This is a genomic window from Ruegeria sp. AP12, assembly GCF_056540025.1.
In genome coordinates this window covers 134971-152946 of record NZ_JBQFVZ010000005.1, presented here as the reverse complement: position 1 = coordinate 152946, position 17976 = coordinate 134971, and the positions used below count along the sequence as shown (strand labels likewise).

Genomic DNA, 17976 nt, shown 5'->3' with positions numbered 1-17976 from the left:
CTAGCAATATTGACAAATTCCACCAAATCGAAGGACAGGTTGAGCGTGGTTCAGGATCGTGACAAACCCGCCGAAAGGCGCCGCAGGGTCACTGCGCAGGCCGTCGCAGACGCGGCTGGGGTGTCTCGTTCGGCCGTTTCCCGCGCTTTTACGCCCGGCGCGTATCTTGATGAAAATAAAAGAAAAATAATCGAGGATATGGCTGAACGTATGGGCTATCAGCCAAACGCTTTGGCCGCTGGTCTGAAGGACGGACGCTCGCACCTTGTGGCGGTGTTTGTCGGCAATATGCGCAGCGATTTTGATTCCGAATTTGTCCGCGCTTTGGTCGGCAAACTGAACGCGTTGAACAAATGGCCGATTCTCATTGACGGTGGGGATCAGCGTGCAGAAGACGCGATCGAGCAGGTTTTGCGCTATCCGCTTGATGCTTTGATCCTGCGCGGGGGCAGTATGCCTCAGGCGCTGGTCAAACGATGCAGCAAGCTGGGCGTGCCAATGATTTCTGCCGGGCGCATTGTGAAGGCGCCAGGGGTCGACAACGTGTGCTGCCGCAATGCCGAAGGTACGCGACTTGCGACCGAAGCGTTGATCCGGAAAGGTCGGACACGGTTTGGATTTCTGGGTGGTGCGCCCAGTTTCTCATCCTCGGCCGAGCGCAGGGCAGGTGTGATCGAGGTGCTGGAACGCGCGGGCCTTGGACTGGTGGCGGAAGAGACCGGAGATTTCACGGTCGAGACCGGGCGGGACATCGCGCTTACCTTGCTGGGTCAGCACAGGCTGGACGCGCTGATCTGCGCCAATGATGCCAGCGCAATCGGGGCGCTGACAGCGGCGCGCGAGATGGGTCTGGACGTTCCAAACGCGCTGTCGCTGGTCGGGTTCGACGACATCGAAATGGCCAGATGGCCGATCTTCAACCTGAGCACGGTCAACAACCCGATTGCTGAGGCTGTCGATCAGGTCATTGCGCAGCTGGAACGCAGGCTGGCCGATCCCGCAAAAGCCAGCGAGACGATCATGGTCGATCCCTATTTCGTACCACGCGGCACGCACTAGGCTTAGTCGTTTCGGGCGGATTTGAACAGGTACAGGAAGACGAACAGCGATCCGATGGATGTGGTGACGATGCCCACCGGCAATTCCTGCGGGGCCAGCAGCAAGCGTGACAGGATGTCAGACAGGGTCAGAAGGATCGCGCCCACGATGGCCGAGGTTACCAGCAGATTGCGGTGCAGCGTTCCGGCAATGCCTCGGGCGATGTGAGGGACCATCAGGCCGACAAAGCCAATGACGCCCGCGACCGAGACAAAGCTTGCCGTGGCCAAAGCCGCAACAAAGAACATCCGAAACCGCAGGCCCTGAACCGGGATACCCAGCGTCGCGGCTGTGAAATCCCCGGTCAGCAACGCGTCCAGCCAGCGGCTGCGGTAGAGCGAATAGCCCAGGATCATCGCAAGCCCGATCAGGACAAGGGGAAAGGTCTCCCACCGCGCGAGGCCAAGACCGCCCAGCATCCAGAAGATCACCGAATGCGCAGCACGACTGTCGCCGGAAAAGATCAGATAGTTGGTGATGGCAGAAAACAGGAACGAGACCGCAAGCCCCGCAAGGATCAGCTTTTCCGGCGCGCTTGTGCGCAGGCCCTGAACCAGCGCGAGAACGATGCCTGACGCGATCAAGCCGCCACAGAAGGCAGCAAGCGGCAGGGTCCAGATGCCAAGCACGTCCCCGGTTACCGTGATGACCAGAACCGCCCCGGCGGCTGCGCCCGAAGACAGGCCAAACAGAAACGGGTCGGCCAGATCGTTGCGCGTGGTCGTTTGCAGCACCACGCCGACCACACCCAGACCAGCGCCAATGACCGCCGCGAATAGGGCGCGGGGCAGGCGCAGGTCGAACACGATCCGATGCAGGGGGGACATCTCGCCTTCGGTCAATCCGGTGCCCAGCATGATCGCTGTCGCCACGTCGGCGACGGGAATGGATGTCGTGCCATAGACGACCGACAGCAGCAAAAGGGCGGTCAGAATGACCGCCCCCAGCAGGACCGCGCGGCCCGTTTGAGCCATGTTAGTTCAGCTCCGGGTGCATGGCCGAAACCATCTTTTCGATGGCGTCTATGTTTGCCGGTCCCGGCGTCAGCTCTTCATAGCGCAGGCCGATCCAGCGTTCGTTCTTGACGGCATCGATCAGGGACATGGCCGGATGCTCTTGCAGGAACTTGAACGTGTCTTCGGCACCGTTTCCGGTCTGATAGTCGAGCAGGACCAGAAATTCGGGGTTTGCGGCGGCCACTGCTTCCCATGAGGTGCGACCCCAGCTGGTGTCCATGTCGTGGGTGACGCTGACACCGCCTGCGGCCTCGATCATGGCGTCGGGAATGGCGAATTTACCGGCGGTAAAGGGCGCATCGGCGGGACCGTCCAGCAGGAAGACGCGGGGTTTCGGCAGGTCTGCGGTTTTGGATTCGATGGCCGCCAGCTGGTCTTTCCAGTCTGAGACCAGCGCTTCGGCCCTGTCTTCCACATGCATCACCTTGCCCAGACGCAGCACGTCATCGAACAGAAGGTCCATGCTGGCTTCGGGGCGGTCCTTGTTCAGGTGTACGCAGCTTTCGGTCAGAACCATGGTCTTGATACCAAAGGGTTCCAGCGTGTCTGGGGTCACTTCACCACCCGGCTGCAAGCCGTAATACCAACCGGCAAAGAACATATCCGGCTCGACCGCGACCAGATTTTCGACGGTGGGGTATTTGGGCGCCAGTTCCGGGATGTCACCGCGTTTTGCATCGAAATCCGGGCTGGTCTTGTACCAGCCGGTAATGCCGGTCAGGCCGACAATCTTGTCCTGCAAACCCAGCGCAAAGGCCATGTCGGTCATGTTCATGTCGTGCACGACAATCCGCTCGGGCGTGCCGTCGAACACCAGTGGTTCGCCGCAATTGTCGACGGTCACTTCATGCGCCGCCGCACCACTTGCGAGGCCCGAAACAAGGACCACGGACCAGAATTTCTGCATTATCAAATTCTCCTGTTATGATGACAGCTTTCGTTTTCGGATATCCAGCGCCGGGATCACGCGCCCTTCGTGCTGGAAACACAGGTAGTCAACGCCAAACGTATCGCGCACACGCTCGGGTGTCAGAACTTCGGGAACCGGGCCGAAGCCGGTCATGCGGGTTGCCTTCATCAAAGCGACATGGGTGGCGAATTCGGGGATCATGACCAGATCATGCACGATCATCACAACCGTCACGCCCAGTTCGGCCACCAGCGACAGCATGTGGCCCTTGGCGTCGGGGTCGAGGTGGTTTGTCGGCTCGTCCAGAAACAGCAGCGATGGCCTTTGCGCCAGGGCCCGTGCGATATGCGCCCGCTGACGTTCGCCGCCGGACAGACGTTGCATCGGTTTATCGGCCAGCGGGACCAGTTCGGTGATCTCAAGCACCCGCTCAAGATCGGCCTTATGATCCTCGGCTGACCGGTCGGCCTGAATCGGGATTTGCCCAAGGGCCACATAGTCGCGCAGTTTCAGCCTGCCGTCAGGCAGTTCCTGCTGCCCGACCACGGCGATGGTGCGTGCCCGTTCAGGGGCAGATAATTGACGCAGGCTTTGCCCCTTGATCGTCACATCGCCCAAGGCCAGACGTTCGAGGCCACAAAGCAGGTTCAACAGCGTGGTTTTCCCGGCCCCGTTTGGCCCGGCAATGGCCAGGATCGACCCCTCATCCAATGAGAAGGAGACATCCTGTAGCAACACATCCCCATTCAGGGCGTAGTATTCGAGCCCCTTGGCAACCAGAAAACTCATTTCTCGCCCTCTGTCGAAAGGCGCGGCAGACGGGCCAGAGTTTTGAAAAGCAGGGCAGGGGGCCGATCGGTTGCACTGGTCCAGCCGTCGTCACTGTCGCGGAATTGGCGGGCGAAGGCGGCAATCGCGTCCAGATCGGCGGGGCTTTGGATATCGCCGAACAGATACTGCGCCTTGCCTTCGGCTTGCAGCCCAACGGTCATGGGGCGTTCGCACCCTGCCATGCAGGCAATCATTCGGGTCGCAAACCCTTGCGGCAGGGTTGCGTCCAAACTGGCCTTGGCTGCCTTGGCTTCGATTTCACCCTGACAGGTCGAACAGATCAGGACGAAGTGGTCAGCTTGGGATGACATGGCTGTTCCCGCTGCGGAAACCGCGCGAAAAGAAGAAGCCACGCCCGCAGGCGAAAAATTGAGCCATCAAATCCTCCTTCCAGGACACCCCGCCCCGGGTTGGTTGCACAGGTGATGGCAGGTCTCCTGACTTGCGGGTCATGGCTTGGCCAACCTTCCCGACCTGTTCAGGCCAGTGGTGATTTGGCGTCGCTCTCCGCTTACAGTTGCGGGGGCAGTCACGGATTTGGCCGCAGGGCCGCACCGTATTCCCATTTTCATCCCGCAGGCATCGCTACGGGAACCATCGCTGGTCAGCTAGTCTGTCGAGGATTTAATTGTCAAGCGCTCTGGTCGAGATTTTGGCGGCGCGGACTGAGTGTTTAGTAATCCGCAACCAGCAAAAATTCCGGCGCTGCGTCCTCTTCAATGGTCGCGAACCGGGGGATCGGTTGCTCGAACACATTGTCGGTGCGGTCGTCATTGACGGTTGAGACTTCACCGATCAGACAATCCCCACGCTCGGCCCAAAAAGCATGCCAGATACCGGGCATCAGGGTCACGCTTTCACCGGGTTTCAGGCGCAGCAACTCGCCGGGGGTGATGGTGACATCGCAGCCGTCGCTGGGCACAACCACCGGATTGTCGCGATCAATGCCGCCTTCGGGGTCCGAGGCGTAGATCTCCATCACCAGATCACCGCCGCCCCGGTTGATAATGTCCTCGGCCTTGATGATATGGCGGTGCATCGGAGACAATTGTTTGTCGCGCGAAATCAGCAGTTTCTCGGCATAGAGCATACCGCGACCCTGGTTCAGATCATTCACGTCGCCATTGCGCAGGGTGAACAGGAACAGGCCCAGCTCATCAAACTTGCCCTGACCGTAATCGGTAATGTCCCAGCCCAACCCTCGGGCGCGGATCGTGTCGGCCTTTGCGCTGCGCATCTGATCAGGGGACCAGTCGGCGAAGGGCGGCAGGACCGCGCCGAAGGATTTGATGAAGGCCTGCGCCTCGGTCTTGATGTCGTTGATGTCGGATCGTTTCATGTCGGTTCCCTCGGGGGATCAAAGCTCATGCGCCCAGGGCGGGTTTGCCCCGGCGCGGGATACGGTGACGGCGGCGACTTCTGCGCCCAGGGACAAAGCCGCGCGCAGGCTATCAGGTGTCAAGGCGCGCAGGCCCTCTTTGCTCAGGTGCCCGGCGCGGTGGAGTTCGGCCAAAACGCCCGCGTTGAACGTATCGCCAGCCCCGACCGTATCGACAACCTGCACCGGTTTGACCGCCACCGAGGTCTCGGACCCGTCCGCCAGATAGCCCGAGGCCCCCTGACTGCCCCGCGTCACAATCACCACCGACGGCCCGGCCTTCAGCAACAAGGGCACCTTCTCGGCATGGGTTTCCGGCCCGGGAATGATCCAATCCAGATCCTCGTCCGAAACCTTGACGATATCGGCCTGCGCGATCATGCGGTTCAGGCGGGTGCGATAGCGGGTCTGATCTTTGATAAAACCCGGCCGGATATTTGGGTCCAGCATCACCGCGCGGTCGCCGCCATGACGGTCGAGCAGCGCGGCATAGGCATCGGCACAGGGTTCACAGGCCAGGCTGATCCCCCCCAGATACAGGGTCGAGGTCGCCAGCAATTGCTGTGGCATATCCTCGGGCTGCAACATTCGCCCCGCCGTGTTTTCATCAACAAAATTGTACGAAGCATGCCCATCCACCAGCTTCACAAAAGCCAAAGTGGTCGGGCGGTCGCTGGCAATCACATGCGAGGTGTCCACATGGCTTGCCTTCAGCGTGTCCGCCAATTGCGCGCCAAACATATCCGAGGACAAGCCCGTCAGCATCCCCACCGGCGCGCCCAAGCGCCCCAGCGCGATGGCCGTGTTGAAAATTGCGCCGCCGGAATGGGGCACATAGCCCTGCGCGCCCGAATTGGTCGGTTCGGCGATCATGTCGATCAGGGCTTCGCCACAACACAGGATCATCCCGCGGTCCTTCTTTGGAAATGGTCACACGATTTTACCGCATGAGCGCATTTTTACAGAAGTTGTTAGCGCCAACAATGCCAAATTCGATCTGTTCCGAGATATAAAGGTTCATCCCTTGCCGCAAATCGCTGAATCGCCCACCTTGATTGAAGGCGTCCAGAAAACGCTCGCCAAACAGCCAGCGGTTCTTCTCTGCCACGCCGCCCACCAGGAACACGCCGCCCCGGGGGATCAAGGTGACGGCCAGATCACCCAGCAGAGCGCCCAGATGGGTCGTGAACATCTCGGCTGCTTTGATGGCATGGGCATCCGATCCGTTGCGGGCGTCGTGAAGAATATCCTTTGCCGGGCGGTGCGCTGCGTCAGTCTGACCGGCGGCCAGTGCGATGGATTGATAGAGGACAGGCAGACCTGTTCCGCTCAGAAACATTTCAGCTTCAAGCGTCAGGCTATCGCCAAAGAAACAGTCCGGCGCGATGTGGCGGGCAGCTTCGAAAATATCAACCTCGTCCCGGTGGCGCGGGGAGACACCGACATGACCGCCTTCGCCCGAGGCTGTGTGGTAATGTCTTTCCGAATACAACAGCGCCCCGACACCCAGCCCGGTTCCCGGGCCAACGACCAGACGGGTGCCGGTTGGCGGTGTAGGGTCGCCTTGCAGCACGGCCACATCGGCCTTCGTTGCCTCGGCCACGGACCATGCCGCAGCGGTGAAGTCGTTGATCACATAGGTATGCCGCGCACCTGTGGCCTTGGCTAACTCGGCCTCGGACAGGTCCAGATGGGCGTTTGTCAGTTGGATGACGCCATCCCGAACCGGGCCTGCACCTGCGGCGACAACGGCCTGAGGGTCGGTGCCGATGTCATCGCGCAGGCTGTGGAACGCGTCAAGCAGGTCGGGCAGAGTCCCTGTCGGATGCTTGCGCAGATCCGTCAACTCTCCGTTTGTGATGACCCCAAGCCGGGTGTTGGTACCGCCGATATCTGCCACCAGGTTCCAATGCGCGTGCACCGCACCTGCCGGTTGTGCCAGGGGCACCGCAACGGGTTCACCTTGCGCCAGCGCCGATTTCAGCGCGTTAAACGAGGCTTTGGGTCTGCGCTCCAGCGTGTCGAAATCCACGTCGACCAGCCCGAACCGCTTTTCATATCCAAACGCCCATTCGTAATTGTCCAGCAGCGACCAGATGAAGTAACCCTTGACCGGAACGCCCTGTTCCAGCGCAGTTTGCACCGCCGTAAGATGCTGATTCAAATACTCTATCCGGTCGTCATCCTGCTGCCGCTCGGGGCTGGCCATGCCGTTTTCGGTGACATAGATCGGCAGATCCCCGGTGTAGTCCCGCGCCGTGCGGGTCAGAAAACGAGAAAGGGCCGTCGGCTCGATCTCCCACCCCATCTGCGTTTTTGGCAGCGGGCCGGGCACCTCTTTCAGGCTGGGCCATGCGGTGTCGGACGGGGCGATCAGCTTGCGGGTGTAATAGTTCAGCCCACACCAATCGACTGGCGTTCCGATGATTTCGAAATCGTCCTGCCAGCCGGTTGGCAAGTGCTTTTCCAGCCCGTCCAGCACATTCTGCGGGTAGGCTTTTTTGAAGACGCCACCCAGAAAGAACCGGTTGTAAATCCCATCATAAAGATCGGCGGCCTCGCGCGCCTTTGGGCTGCTGTCGGCGGGTTCGGCCCATTCCAGATTGAACACCGCACCCAGATTGTTCATCCCCAGCCCCCGCATGGCCTGAATGGCGCGCCCATGGGCCAGCAGAACATGGTGCATGGCGCGCGCCGCCGCACGAATGTCGCGCATGCCGGGGGCGTGGTGCCCTTCGAAATGGCTCAGCCAGCTCACGCACCAGGGCTCGTTGATCGGGGCGACGCTGTGCATGCGGTCGCCGATACGGCCCATGATGACCTCGGTGAAATCGGCGAACCACCCGGCAATATCGCGGTTGCGCCAGCCGCCGAGGTCGGCCAGGGCCGAGGGCAGTTCCCAATGATACAACGTGGCGCAGGGACGGATGCCGCGATCCAGCAGCGCATCGGTCAGCCGGTCGTAGTAGTCCAGCCCGGCCTGATTGACCTGACCGCGCCCCTCGGGCATGACCCGCGCCCAACTGGTTGAAAAGCGATAGCAATCAAACCCGGCCTCGCGCACCAGATCGAAATCTTTCGGGAACCGGTTCAGGTGATCGCAGGCCAGATCGCCGTTTTCGCAGCGCACGACATTGCCGGGCGAGGCGGCGAAGGTATCCCAATGGGTCTGGCCAGCGCCGCCCTTCGCGTGGCCTTCAATCTGATAGGCCGAGGTTGCCACACCAAAGAGAAAATCCTTGGGGAAATCAGCGCGGGTGTATTTCATTTTGTTACCTGCTTGGCACCGGGCCGGTTGATCTGCCCACGACCAGTTCCGCCTCGAGCAATTTGGTTTTGGTCGGATCGTTCGGGGACTTGATGCGCTCGATCAGCATGTCGGCGGCCAATTCCCCCGCCTGACGTACGGATGAGCGCGTGGCTGTGAAAATGGGCACGTCCTGCCCGTTCTTGAGGTAGGACAGGTCGTCATCATGGGCAATAACGGACACATCGCGGCCCATCTGCAAGCCAGCCTCCTCCAAAGCGCGGCGCACACCAATGGCCGAGATCATGGACGAGGTCAGGATTGCAGTGGGCGGATTGTCCAGCGCCAGCATGGCGCGGGTTTCGTGATGGCCGTAAACTTCGGTCATTTCGGCGCTGCGCATCAGTTCAAGATCCGGCTTCAACCCGGCCTGCGCCAGCGCAGCAAGATAGCCGTCGCGGCGGCGATGGGCGAAATCCATATCCTCAAGCCCGTTGATCAGCGCGATGCGGCGATGGCCCAGATCCAGCAAAAAGCGGGTCGCGCGCTGAAAAGAACTTTTGTTGTTCACGTCGATCCAGTCATAAGGCAGGTCCACCCCGGTTGCACGTCCGTGAACGATGAACGGCACGGACATGCGGCTGAGCACTGAAATCCGATGCTCGTTCACCTTGGGCCCTTGCAGCACGACCCCGTCCACCGCGCCGCGTTGAAACAGACTGCGATAAGCTTCTTCGATCGAGGTGTCGTCGGCGTTTGTGAACATCATGTCATAGCCATGCTCGGCATATTTCTTTGCAGCACCGGCGACGAAATCCCCAAAAATCGGGTTCACCATTTCATGCTGGGATGAGCTGGGGATCACATGCCCGATCACCATGGACTTGCCCGTCGCCAGCCCCTTGGCCCGGCTGTTCGGTCGGTATCCATGTTTCTGCGCAGCGGCCTGAACCCGGACCCTCGTATCCTCGCTCACCTCCGGATAGCCGTTCAGCGCGCGGCTGACGGTTGTCTGTGAAAGACCCAGGATTTCCGAGAGCTGTTTCAGGTTCATGAGCGGTTCAAAGCGCCTTCAAATGAGGTGTTAGACTTGTTTTGTGGCCAAATCGACCATTCGTCAACCTGTATTCCGTCAATTCGATCTCTGCCAAACATAGTGCAGTATCAGAAACAGATTGTTGACAGAGGCTGAATGTTAGCGGATAAAGTTCCGCATCCAAAGCGCTTTGAAAAACGAATCTCAGAAGCGCGTTGTTGTCTTGGGAGGATTATTGATGAAACACTCGCTATATGCAGGCGCGGCGGTGCTCGCCCTGATGGCCGGGTCCGTGCATGCCGAAGGTGAAATGATTCATGCTGTCGGCGATGGAAACTTTGATTGGGACGGGTTGCAGGCTTTTGCCGATGCTCATGACCTGACCGGTCAGGACCTGACGATTTTCGGGCCATGGCTGGCGGGTGAGGGCGATTCTTTCGAGAACCTTGTGGCCTATTTCGTCGACGCAACCGGCGCCAATGCCAGCTATGTCGGGTCGGATTCGCTGGAACAGCAGATCCTGATTGACGCTGCCGCCGGGTCGGCCCCCAACCTGACTGTCTTTCCGCAGCCCGGCCTTGCCGCCAATATGGCGAAAAACGGGTATCTGACACCTCTGGCCGAAGGGTCGGCAGATTGGATCAAAGAGAATTTTGCCGCCGGGCAGTCCTGGGTTGATCTTGGGACATTCGAGAATGCCGAAGGTGAAGACGGGTTCTACGGCTTCTTCTTCAATGTGAACGTGAAATCCCTGGTCTGGTACATCCCCGAGAATTTTGAGGATTTCGGCTACGAAGTGCCCCAGACCATGGAAGAGTTCAAAGCACTGATGGACCAGATGGTCGAGGACGGCGAAACGCCGCTTTGCGTTGGTCTGGCGTCTGGTGGTGCCACCGGCTGGCCTGCAACCGACTGGGTCGAGGACCTGATGCTGCGCACCCAACCGCCCGAGGTTTATGACCAGTGGGTTTCGAACGAAATGAAGTTCGACGATCCGCGCGTGATCGCCGCGATCGAGGAATATGGCAGCTTTACCCGCAATGACGACTACGTCGTGGGTGATGCCGATGACACCGCCGCGATTGATTTCCGCGACAGCCCCAAGGGCCTGTTCGACAGCCCGCCGGCCTGTATGATGCACCGTCAGGCCTCGTTCATTCCGGCCTACTTCCCGGAAGGGACCGAGTTGGGTGTGGATGCCGATTTCTTCTACTTCCCGGCCTATGCCGAGAAGGATCTGGGCACCCCGGTTCTGGGTGCGGGCACGCTGTTCACCATCACCAACCCGAACCCGGCGGCCGAGGCCTTCATGGAATTCCTCAAAACCCCCTTCGCGCATGAGATCATGATGTCGCAGGACGGGTTCCTGACCCCGCATCTGGGGGCAAACCCCGAGAACTACGCCAATGACACGCAGCGCGGACAGGGTGAGATTCTGACCAATGCCACCACCTTTCGCTTTGACGGCTCGGACCTGATGCCCGGTGCGGTCGGCGCGGGGACCTTCTGGACCGGTATGGTCGACTATTCGTCGGGCGCGAAAGATGCCGCCACAGTCACCGGCGAAATCCAGTCCTCGTGGGATGCCGCGAAGTAACTGATGTTATGGGGCGGCCCACCGGCTGCCCCGTTTCCAAACACATGAGGGCGTCATGACACCGGCACTTCAGGGCCTGCTGACCATCATCATCGGTGTGTCGGGTTGCGTGGGCTACTTCTACGTCTCGAACCAGTTTCTGGACAAAGTCCTGTTCCCGCCGCGCGGGCCGAATGCGGGACGCAACATCAACCGCGCGAACATGATCCGGCCCTGGCTGTTTCTGTTTCCCGCGCTGGCCGCACTTGGGCTGTATCTGGCCTATCCGGTGGTTGAAACCTTGCGTCTGTCCCTCACGGAACGCGTGCCCGGCGGCGGGTACAGATGGGTCGGGCTGGAAAACTACGGCCAGATGGCCGCCGAGCCGAAATTCTGGGAGGCCATGCGCAACAACATGCTGTGGCTGATCGTGGTGCCTGCGATGTCCACGGCCTTTGGTCTGCTGGTTGCGCAACTGACCGACCGCATCCGCTGGGGCAATCTTGCCAAGTCGCTGATCTTCATGCCGATGGCGATTTCCTTCGTCGGTGCATCGGTCATCTGGAAGCTGGTCTATGACGCCCGGCCAGCCGAACAGGACCAGATCGGCATCCTGAACGCGCTTTACATCTTCTTTGGTGGGACCGAGCCGCAGACATGGCTGACCGTTCCCTTCTGGAACAGTTTCTTCCTGATGATCGTCCTGATCTGGATCCAAACCGGCTTTGCCATGGTGATCCTGTCGGCAGCCCTGCGCGGTATTCCCGAAGAAACGATCGAGGCCGCCATTCTGGACGGGGCGAACCCGTTTCAGATTTTCTTCAAGATCAAGGTGCCGCAGATCAAGACAACCATTCTGGTGGTCTGGACGACGATCACGATCACTGTGCTGAAGGTCTTTGACATCGTTTTTGCCATGACCAACGGGCAGTGGGAGACGCAGGTCCTGGCCAACTACATGTATGACAAGCTGTTCCGGGGCGATGACTGGGGGGTCGGTTCGGCCTCGGCCATGGTCATCATGCTGCTGGTAACCCCGATCCTTGTCTGGAACGTGCGCAATGCGCGCAAGGAAATGGAGTAGCGGGTATGAGCGATATTGCAGGAACCAAACCCGCCCTCAGATGGGTGGTTCATGGCTCGGTCATTTTTCTGGTCGTGCTGTGGCTGGTGCCGACGCTGGGGCTGTTGATTTCTTCGTTCCGCACGGCGGATCAGATTTCCAGCAGCGGCTGGTGGCGCGCCATGTTCCCGTCGGAACAGAATCTGACCATCCGTGCCGCCGCGCCCGACACTCAGGTGCAACAGGGTGATCTCTACGTGATCGAGGGCAACCTGTTCGACGAAGCGCAGCAGGCGACGATTTCAAAATGGGGGATCAGCGCGCGTGAGATTGATGCCTTTGCACCCGGCGATGTGGCGGAGTTGCGCAGGGGCGGTACAATCACCGTGGACGCAGAGGGCAACTACCGAATGGAGAACTCCGAGGCGTTCACCGGCAATCGTGGCGCGCGTGTCTTTGTCACCGCCAAAGTACCGTCGGAATTCACGATGGAGAATTACGGCACCGTATTGCTGAGCAACAGCGGTGACGACAATATGGCCAAAGCGTTCTTCAATACGCTGACGGTGACGATCCCGGCGACGATCATCCCGATCCTTGTGGCGGCTTTTGCAGCCTATGCGCTGGCGTGGATGGATTTTCCGGGCCGGGCGCTGCTGATCGCGGCGGTGGTGGGCCTGCTGGTTGTGCCGTTGCAACTGGCGCTGATACCGCTGCTGAAATTCCACCTGAACATCGGGATCGGCAAAGGCTATCTGGGTGTCTGGCTGGCCCATACGGGCTTTGGGATGCCGTTGGCGATTTACCTGCTGCGCAACTACATGGCCGGATTGCCGCGTGATCTGATCGAAAACGCCCGCGTCGATGGCGCGACCGAGTTCCAGATCTTCACCAAGCTGATCCTGCCGCTGAGCTTCCCGGCGCTGGCTTCATTCGCGATCTTCCAGTTTCTGTGGACATGGAACGACCTGCTGGTCGCCAAGGTTTTCCTGATCGATGCAACCGGTCAGACCACCGTAATGACCAACCGGATTGTCGAGCTTTTGGGAACAAGGGGCGGCAATTGGGAAATCCTTGCGACAGCGGCCTTTGTGTCGATCTTCGTGCCGCTGGTCGTGTTCTTCGCAATGCAAAAATATCTGGTCCGGGGCCTGTTGGCCGGATCCGTCAAATAGAGGCGTCTGATGAACGTGCAAAACATCGTGGACATTTCCAAATCGACCAAAGCAACGTCCGAGTGGTGGCGCGGCGGTGTGATCTATCAGATCTATCCGCGCAGCTTTCAGGACAGCAATGGTGACGGGATCGGGGATCTGAAAGGCATCACCCAACGGTTGGATTACATCGCGTCGCTTGGCGTGGATGCGATCTGGATTTCGCCCTTCTTCAAATCCCCGATGAAGGATTTCGGTTACGATGTAAGCGACTATCGGGACGTGGACCCGATGTTCGGCACGCTGGCCGATTTTCAGGACCTGCTGGCCAAGGCCCATGCCAAGGGGCTGAAAGTCATGATCGATCTGGTGTTGTCGCACACCTCGGACCAGCATCCGTGGTTCAGCGAAAGCCGGGCCAGCCGAGACAATCCGAAATCCGATTGGTTTGTCTGGGCCGACCCCAAGCCGGACGGCACGCCGCCCAACAACTGGCTGTCGATTTTTGGCGGCTCGGCCTGGCAATGGGATTCCCGTCGTCTGCAATATTACCTGCACAACTTTCTGACCTCGCAGCCGGACCTGAATTTCCACTGCGTTGAAGTACAGGACGCGCTGCTGGACGTTGCCCGGTTCTGGCTGGATATGGGCGTTGACGGGTTCCGCCTGGATACCATCAATTTCTATTTCCACGACAAGCAGTTACGGGACAATCCGGCGCTGCCCGAGGATCAGCGCAATGCCTCGATCGCGCCTGCAGTGAATCCGTATAACCATCAGGATCACCTGTTCTCAAAAAGCCAACCGGAAAACATCGCGTTTCTGGAACGTCTCCGCGCCCTGACCGACGAATACGAGGGCCGCGCCTGTCTGGGTGAGATCGGGGATGCCCAACGCGGGCTTGAGATCATGGGCGAATACACAACCGGCGATAAGCGAATGCATATGTGCTACGCGTTCGAGTTTTTGGAGAAGCGCGCGCTGACGGCCGACTACGCCAAGCAGGTCTTTGATCAGTTGGAAACGAAAGCAGGCGACGCCTGGCCCTGCTGGGCGTTTTCGAACCACGATGTCGCCCGCCATGCCTCGCGCTGGAACCTGACCGAGGCTGCCGCCCGGCAACATGCTGTGTTGATGATGTGCCTGCGCGGTTCAGCCTGTCTGTATCAGGGTGAAGAGCTGGGTCTGCACGAAGCGGATGTGCCCTTTGAAAAACTGCAAGACCCTTACGGCATCGAGTTCTGGCCCGAATACAAGGGACGCGACGGTTGCCGGACGCCGATGGTCTGGGCCGCTCAGGATGAACATTCCGGTTTCAGCGCAACTGAGCCATGGCTGCCGGTCAGCGGGGCGCAGGCTGAACAGGCGGTGGACCGGTTGGAAAATGATCCGACGTCGATGCTGAACCACTATCGCCGTGCCATTGCCTTGCGTCAGTCGCATTCCGCGTTGGCCTCGGGCACGCAGACGCGGATGGAGCAGACCGGACCGATCCTGACTTTCCTGCGTGAAGATGAAACCGAACAGGTGTTCTGCGCCTTCAATCTGGGCTCGGACAGCGCCGATCTGCGTCTGCCAGAAGGTGACTGGCGGCCAATTGGTCAGGACCTTGGCGCGGTGGACGGCACCGGGCAAGTCACACTGAACGAAGCACAATTCTGTCTGATGATCAGGGAAAAGGGGTAAAGCCATGTCTGAACTCAAACTGACGGACGTTGCCAAGTCCTATGGTCCTGTTGATGTCCTGAAACATATCGATCTGGACATCGAACAGGGTGAGTTGATTGTCTTTGTCGGCCCCTCGGGCTGCGGTAAATCCACCTTGCTGCGGATGATCGCAGGGTTGGAAAAGATCTCTGGTGGCACGCTAGAGATCGAAGGGCAGGTCATGAACGAAGTCCCGCCGGCGCAGCGCGGTATCGCCATGGTGTTCCAATCCTATGCGCTCTATCCGCATATGACCGTGCGCGAGAATATGGCCTTTGCCCTGAAAATCGCCAAGATGCCAGCGTCCGAGATCGACGCCTCGGTCGAGCGCGCCGCCAAAATCTTGCAGCTAGAGCCGTTTCTGGATCGCTTGCCCAAAGCGCTGTCAGGCGGTCAGCGGCAACGGGTTGCTATCGGGCGCGCGATTGTGCGCGACCCGAAGGTGTATCTGTTCGATGAACCGCTTTCGAACCTCGACGCCGCCCTTCGCGTGGCCACAAGGATCGAGATCGCGCGCCTGAAAGAGGCGATGCCTGACAGCACGATGATCTACGTGACCCACGATCAGGTCGAGGCGATGACGCTGGCCAGCCGGATCGTGGTTCTGGCCAATAAAGGGATTGCGCAGGTCGGCACGCCGCTGGAGCTTTATGAAACGCCGGACAATGAGTTTGTGGCGCAGTTCATCGGCTCGCCTTCGATGAACCTGTTGCCGGGCACAATCACAGGCACCGGGCAAATGACGACCGTTTCGCTAGCCTCCGGCGGCACGGCGATTTCGACAATCCCGACCGAGGCTGGAGACGAAGGCAAACAGGTCAATATTGGCGTTCGGCCCGAAGATTTTGTCCTGACCGACAGCGATCCGATCCTGTCCGGCACCGTCGATTTCACCGAAGCCTTGGGCGAGGTCACACTGCTTTATTTCGAGAAATCCGAAGGGGCAGAATCGGTCATCGCCAAACTGCCCGGCGTGCAACGAAACCTGCGGGGCCAGACCGCGTCGGTGACCGCCGCCCCGGACAAGGTGCATTTGTTCCACAACGGAATGTCGATGCGAAAATAACCGAAAACAAGGGCCGTGCGGGGTGCTTGACAAGCGCGCCCCTCGTATTCCACCATATTTGAAACGTTTCAATGGTGGGATATGCGTATTTCCGCGCAGCTTTACACAGTCCGGCATTGCGGGGGTCTGGCCGATCAGCTGGACATGGCGGCGACCTGCGGTTTTGCGGATGTCGAGACGACGGGCTTACACGAACTGACGCCGTCCCAGATGGCAGAGATCGTTCAACGCTCGGGCCTGCGGGTTCGGTCTGCCCATTTTGACTGGGAAGAGTTCGAAGACCGGTTTGATGAGGTCGCAGCGGTTCTGAACCTGTTGGATTGCCCGGTGGCAATAATGCCCTGGCTGTCACCAGAGATGCGTCCAAAATCTCGTGAAGGCTGGTCCAAGGTGGCGCATCAGCTATCCGAGTGGGCCACCCGTTTGGCCGCGCAGGGTGTCAGGCTGGGGTATCACAACCATGATTTCGATCTGCAGGGCGAGGCGGGTGACACTCCGCTGGATATGATCCTGTCGCAAGGCAACATCTACTGGCAGCCCGATATTGGCTGGGTTGTGGCGGTGGGTCTGGATCCTGTGGACATGGTTCAGCGCCACGCGGGTTCGATCCTGTCCATCCATGCCAAGGATATCGATCCGACCGAGCAAGGCGATGATCGCTGGCGCGATCTGGGGCAGGGAAACGTTGATTGGGGGCCTTTATTGACGGCTCTTGCACGCACAGGCTGCGCGGATTTGTTTGTCGAACATGACGAAAGCCCCGACCTCAAGACCACACTGGAAACCGGGCGCAGGTTTCTGGAACAGCAGCTGAGGACAGCCGCGTAATGGCGCGGGCGACGATCAAATCGATTGCCCGTCAAACGGGCTATTCGGTGGGAACCGTCTCGAACGCCTTGCGCAATGACGCATCTGTCAGGCGCGAAACACGCGAGGCGATCCAGAAGGTTGCGCAAGAGCAGGGATACCGGGTCAATCTGGACGGCCTGAAACTGCGCACCAACAAATCCTATCGTATTGCGGTTCTGGTTGGCGTCTCGGCTCATGAGCCTGAGGAGTGGGAAGGTGTTGAATTCACACGTATTCTGTCCGGAATATCGGGCGCCCTGCAGGGCTCACGCTATCAACTGAGCGTATTCAGCGTCTCGGACCTGAACGGCGCCATGACGACTTTGCGCAATATCGTGCAAGAGGGTCTGGCCGATGGGGTGATCTTTTCGGGTACGCTCAGGAACGATCCGCGCATTGCGTATTTGCAAGCACAGAACTTTCCATTCGTGACATATGGGATGAGCGATGCCACCCAACCCCACCCCTATGTGGATTTCGACAGTCAGGCGGCAGCATTTGATGCGACCCGGCGACTGATCCGTTTGGGGCACCGCAGGATCGCGCTGGTCAATCCACCGTCCGAGTTGATCTATGCGTCGCAACGTGAAGAGGGGTATGTGCAGGCTCTGACCGCTGCGAAGATCGGATTTGCCGAAGACCTTGTATTCAACGGGCCGACTACGGCATTGTCGGGCGAAATGGCATTCCAGACATTTGCGCGGCTTTCAAACCCACCCACAGCAATCATCTGCGCCAATGAGGCGATGACGCTGGGCGTTTTGTCATCGGCTGCCAAATCCGGCGTGCAGGTCGGGCGGGATGTGGTGGTAATATCGACCGACGATCTGCAACTCAGCCAGTATTTCGTGCCGCCGCCCAGCACCTACTACCTGCCGATCAGCGAAACCAGCCGTCTGCTGGGCGAGTTCATGCTGAAATCCCTGGACGGGGCCGACCCGTCCGAGACCCAGAAAAAGATCAGGGCCACCTTAATCGAGCGGCAACCTGACACCCCCGCGCCAGAACTGGCGCAATCCAACTGATCCAACAAAGGAGAAACCGA

At 59.5% G+C, this 17976-nt stretch carries 16 protein-coding genes, 1 pseudogene and 1 riboswitch; of the genes and pseudogenes, 8 read left to right on the top strand and 9 right to left on the bottom strand.

Going from position 1 to position 17976, the window contains the following annotated elements; genetic code table 11:
• Positions 1-45 precede the first annotated feature (45 nt).
• On the top strand, positions 46-1059 hold the full coding sequence (locus ACR0E6_RS14835; protein WP_480584696.1) for a LacI family DNA-binding transcriptional regulator: 1014 nt from the start codon (positions 46-48) through the stop codon (positions 1057-1059).
• A gap of 2 nt (positions 1060-1061) precedes the next feature.
• On the opposite strand, the gene ACR0E6_RS14830 is transcribed toward ACR0E6_RS14835, so the two are convergent.
• The 9 genes and pseudogenes from ACR0E6_RS14830 to ACR0E6_RS14790 all read right to left on the bottom strand — a co-directional run bounded on the left by ACR0E6_RS14830 (position 1062) and on the right by ACR0E6_RS14790 (position 9534).
• Positions 1062-2072 carry a FecCD family ABC transporter permease gene (locus ACR0E6_RS14830; RefSeq protein WP_480584693.1) on the bottom strand — a complete coding sequence of 337 codons (1011 nt, stop codon included), beginning with the start codon at positions 2070-2072 and terminating at the stop codon, positions 1062-1064.
• A 1-nt stretch (position 2073) separates the two neighbouring features.
• Positions 2074-3021 carry an ABC transporter substrate-binding protein gene (locus ACR0E6_RS14825; RefSeq protein WP_480584690.1) on the bottom strand — a complete coding sequence of 316 codons (948 nt, stop codon included), beginning with the start codon at positions 3019-3021 and terminating at the stop codon, positions 2074-2076.
• Between the two features lie 15 nt (positions 3022-3036).
• Positions 3037-3813, bottom strand: coding sequence for an ABC transporter ATP-binding protein (locus ACR0E6_RS14820; RefSeq protein ID WP_170622183.1), 777 nt, complete (start codon positions 3811-3813; stop codon positions 3037-3039).
• Complete coding sequence (locus ACR0E6_RS14815) at positions 3810-4166, bottom strand: DUF1636 family protein (protein ID WP_480584688.1); 357 nt, start codon at positions 4164-4166, stop codon at positions 3810-3812. Before ACR0E6_RS14815 ends, ACR0E6_RS14820 begins: the two co-directional genes overlap by 4 nt.
• 99 nt (positions 4167-4265) lie before the next feature.
• Positions 4266-4469, bottom strand: a riboswitch (cobalamin riboswitch).
• Between the two features lie 59 nt (positions 4470-4528).
• Positions 4529-5194 carry a D-lyxose/D-mannose family sugar isomerase gene (locus ACR0E6_RS14810; RefSeq protein ID WP_170453815.1) on the bottom strand — a complete coding sequence of 222 codons (666 nt, stop codon included), beginning with the start codon at positions 5192-5194 and terminating at the stop codon, positions 4529-4531.
• A gap of 18 nt (positions 5195-5212) precedes the next feature.
• Positions 5213-6139, bottom strand: a complete 927-nt coding sequence (locus tag ACR0E6_RS14805) for a carbohydrate kinase family protein (RefSeq protein ID WP_480584685.1) — start codon at positions 6137-6139, stop codon at positions 5213-5215.
• A gap of 34 nt (positions 6140-6173) precedes the next feature.
• Positions 6174-7133, bottom strand: a complete 960-nt coding sequence (locus tag ACR0E6_RS14800; RefSeq protein ID WP_480584980.1) for a glucokinase — start codon at positions 7131-7133, stop codon at positions 6174-6176.
• 63 nt (positions 7134-7196) lie between these two features.
• Positions 7197-8501, bottom strand: a pseudogene (locus ACR0E6_RS14795) (GH1 family beta-glucosidase); the annotation flags it as partial.
• A gap of 4 nt (positions 8502-8505) precedes the next feature.
• Positions 8506-9534, bottom strand: a complete 1029-nt coding sequence (locus ACR0E6_RS14790) for a LacI family DNA-binding transcriptional regulator (RefSeq protein ID WP_480584682.1) — start codon at positions 9532-9534, stop codon at positions 8506-8508.
• A gap of 220 nt (positions 9535-9754) precedes the next feature.
• Between ACR0E6_RS14790 and ACR0E6_RS14785 the strand changes: the two genes are divergently transcribed.
• The 7 genes from ACR0E6_RS14785 to ACR0E6_RS14755 all read left to right on the top strand — a co-directional run bounded on the left by ACR0E6_RS14785 (position 9755) and on the right by ACR0E6_RS14755 (position 17956).
• Complete coding sequence (locus ACR0E6_RS14785; protein ID WP_170622177.1) at positions 9755-11113, top strand: ABC transporter substrate-binding protein; 1359 nt, start codon at positions 9755-9757, stop codon at positions 11111-11113.
• Positions 11114-11168: 55 nt separating this feature from the next.
• Positions 11169-12176 (top strand): carbohydrate ABC transporter permease, encoded by a 1008-nt coding sequence (locus ACR0E6_RS14780; RefSeq protein ID WP_480584678.1) that lies wholly within the window; start codon positions 11169-11171, stop codon positions 12174-12176.
• Between the two features lie 5 nt (positions 12177-12181).
• The gene (locus ACR0E6_RS14775; RefSeq protein ID WP_480584676.1) at positions 12182-13330 is read left to right on the top strand and encodes a carbohydrate ABC transporter permease; all 1149 of its coding nucleotides are present in this window, start codon (positions 12182-12184) and stop codon (positions 13328-13330) included.
• A gap of 9 nt (positions 13331-13339) precedes the next feature.
• Positions 13340-14995, top strand: coding sequence for an alpha-glucosidase (locus ACR0E6_RS14770; protein ID WP_480584673.1), 1656 nt, complete (start codon positions 13340-13342; stop codon positions 14993-14995).
• Between the two features lie 4 nt (positions 14996-14999).
• Positions 15000-16082: a sn-glycerol-3-phosphate ABC transporter ATP-binding protein UgpC gene (locus ACR0E6_RS14765; protein WP_170522770.1), complete on the top strand. Its 1083-nt coding sequence runs from the start codon at positions 15000-15002 to the stop codon at positions 16080-16082.
• A gap of 81 nt (positions 16083-16163) precedes the next feature.
• Positions 16164-16910, top strand: a complete 747-nt coding sequence (locus ACR0E6_RS14760; RefSeq protein ID WP_480584669.1) for a sugar phosphate isomerase/epimerase family protein — start codon at positions 16164-16166, stop codon at positions 16908-16910.
• A complete protein-coding gene (locus ACR0E6_RS14755; protein WP_480584666.1) occupies positions 16910-17956 on the top strand; it encodes a LacI family DNA-binding transcriptional regulator in 1047 nt (348 codons plus the stop codon). The genes ACR0E6_RS14760 and ACR0E6_RS14755 overlap by 1 nt, the downstream gene beginning before the upstream one ends.
• Positions 17957-17976: the final 20 nt, after the last annotated feature.